The 1,733-nt window shown below is 67.9% G+C and carries 1 pseudogene; it reads right to left on the reverse strand.

Annotation, left to right across the window (positions count from 1 at the left end):
- Window positions 1–128 precede the first annotated feature (128 nt).
- Window positions 129–1,615 (reverse strand): annotated as a pseudogene (locus Q1A87_RS23375) (IS3 family transposase); the annotation flags it as partial.
- Window positions 1,616–1,733: the final 118 nt, after the last annotated feature.

The following is a 1,733-nucleotide window of genomic DNA, read 5'->3' on the forward strand; positions in this document are numbered from 1 at the left end:
CCCGGTGTTTGTCAAAGGAGTTGTCGCCTGCATTTATCTCAGGCTGCCCGCTTGGTGGGGCCGGCCATGGGTCCGCCGCCGCCAGCTTCTGGGGGGAGCGCTTCGGACCCATGGCCTTTGCTCCCTACTTCAGGTCGCTCCGGATTGAGCCAGACGGAGCCGATCGGCGTCCAGCAGCGCGTATTTCCTGACCATCGTTCGGGGCGGGCTGCGCGGGCGCGTTGGTACACGCGGTGGCGGTTGGCGAGGAGTGACTGGTCGTCGCCGCAGTGGCGCTGGTCGGGGGTCACGAAGTGGATGGCGCTGTGGCGGTGCTCGAGATTGTACCAGCGCACGAAGCCCTGGACCCAGGCCCGCGCCTCGTCGATGGTCGCGAAGCCTCGGGGCGGCCAGCTGGGCACATACTTGCAGGTCCGGAACAGCGCCTCTGAGAAGGGATTGTCGTTGGACACCCGCGGCCTGCTGAACGACGCGACCACGCCGAGCCGGTCCATGGTGGCCTTCATGGTGGCGCCTTTCATCGGACTGCCGTTGTCGGCGTGCAGAACCAGCGGGCTCGTGAGGCACTTCTCTGCCCAGACCGCCCGTTCGAGCACCCGGGCGGCGAAGTCGGCCGTCTCGTGCTCGTAGACCTCCCAGCCGACGATCTTGCGGCTCCAGATGTCGACGATGAGATAGAGGTAGAAGAACGACCCCGCGATCGGCCCGGGCAGCCAGGTGATGTCCCACGACCAAACCTGGCAGGGAGCCTTCGCCTCGAAGCTGGTGGGTGGCTTGCGCCGGGATGCCGGCCGGGCGCGTCCGCGCCGGTGGTTCTGGCCACGCTCGCGCAGGACCCTGTAGAAGCTGGATTCCGACGCGATCCAGGTGCCGCGGTCGGCCAGCCGGGGGACGATCTGGCTGGGCGGGAGGCTCGCGAACTCGGGCGTGGCGCAGGTCGCAACGATAAGGTCGTGCTCTTCCTCGCTCAGCTTGTTGGCAGGCGCCGCCCGTTCAGCGAAAGGGCGGCGGTCCTCGCGGATCCCGCCCTCCGGGTCCTTCCAGCGCTGCAGCGTGCGCGCAGTGAGGCCAAGCTCGGCGCAGGCGGCGGAAAGGCGGGCACCTGCCGCCGTGGCCTCACCAATGAGAGCAACGATGTGTCGGCGATCCGGAGCGGACGTCATTCGTCCTCGCTCCCCCGGCCCCAGATCGCCTCGGCCTTTTTTCGCAGGATCATCAGTGCGGCGGCCTCGGCCAACGCCTTCTCCTTGCGCGCCAACTCCCGCTCCAGCTGCTGGATGCGCTTCTTGTCGTCCTTCGTCTCGCGCGTGATCCGGCTCGTGGCCGCCCGCTCCCAGTCGTTGGCCCTCTCGCAGGCCTCCCGCCAGACACGGAGCTGCTCGGGATAGAGGCCCCGGCGGCGGCAGTATCCACCGAGGTCGGCCTCGTTCATCGACGCCGTCTCGATCACCGCCGCAAGCTTGTCAGCTGAGGTCCAGCCCTCCGGGCCCGCATTCGCATCGGGCAGGAACCGGCCCTTCGCCCGCGCCTCTGCCCGCCACTTGGCAAGCGTGGCCCGTGAGATCCCTTCCTCCTGCGACAGCCGCCCAAGGGGCATGTTGTTCGGCGGCAGCATCTTGGTCAGAACCGCCGCCTTCCTCTCCGGTGAGTAAGCCAAATCGTCATCCTGTCCCGCCCGCCTCAGTGTACACTTTCAGTGCAAGAGCGGGCGACAACTCTCCTGACAGAGGGGG

It is taken from the genome of uncultured Jannaschia sp., assembly GCF_947494055.1.
In the GTDB taxonomy this organism is placed as follows: domain Bacteria; phylum Pseudomonadota; class Alphaproteobacteria; order Rhodobacterales; family Rhodobacteraceae; genus Jannaschia.